The organism is Enterorhabdus sp. P55, assembly GCF_009911695.1.
Taxonomy (GTDB): domain Bacteria; phylum Actinomycetota; class Coriobacteriia; order Coriobacteriales; family Eggerthellaceae; genus Enterorhabdus.
In genome coordinates this window covers 1-594 of the sequence record NZ_QWKK01000293.1, presented here as the reverse complement: position 1 = coordinate 594, position 594 = coordinate 1, and the positions used below count along the sequence as shown (strand labels likewise).

The 594-nt window shown below is 42.8% G+C and carries 1 rRNA gene; it reads right to left on the bottom strand.

Annotated features, from left to right (window positions below):
- Nucleotides 1-417: ribosomal RNA gene (locus tag D1643_RS11360) — 23S ribosomal RNA — on the bottom strand; the annotation flags it as partial.
- Between the last annotated feature and the right edge of the window lie 177 nt (nucleotides 418-594).

Below are 594 nucleotides of genomic sequence, written 5' to 3'. Positions count from 1 at the left end.
TCCAGCCCTACTCAGGATACTGCTAGGTATAAGCGCTATTTCGTCTACGGGATTATTACCCTCTTTGATTAACCTTCCCAGGTTATTCGACTATAATGCTTAAGTCCACGTTGCAGTCCTACAACCCCAAGAAGCAAGCTTCTTGGTTTGCCCTTCTTCGCGTTCGCTCGCCGCTACTTACGAAATCGTTTTTACTTTCTCTTCCTGCAGGTACTTAGATGTTTCAGTTCTCTGCGTTACCTTTACATGAGCTATGTATTCACTCATGAATAACTGCTAGTAGCAGCTGGGTTTCCCCATTCGGAGACCTAGGGATCAATGCGTACTTACTGCTCCCCCTAGAATATCGTCGTTAGTCACGTCCTTCATCGGCTCTTAGTGCCAAGGCATCCACCGTGCGCCCTTATTAACTTTGCCATGATGATTTATAATCATCGTTTTTCAAGTATAAGTTTGTAAATTCTTTAAAATTCACAGCTTTTGGTTTATTTATCGTTATTAGATATTGTTATTTAGTTTTCAATGTTCAAGTGATTTTAACGTCTTGTCTGACAATGGAGCCTAGCGGGATCGAACCGCTGACCTCCTGCGTGC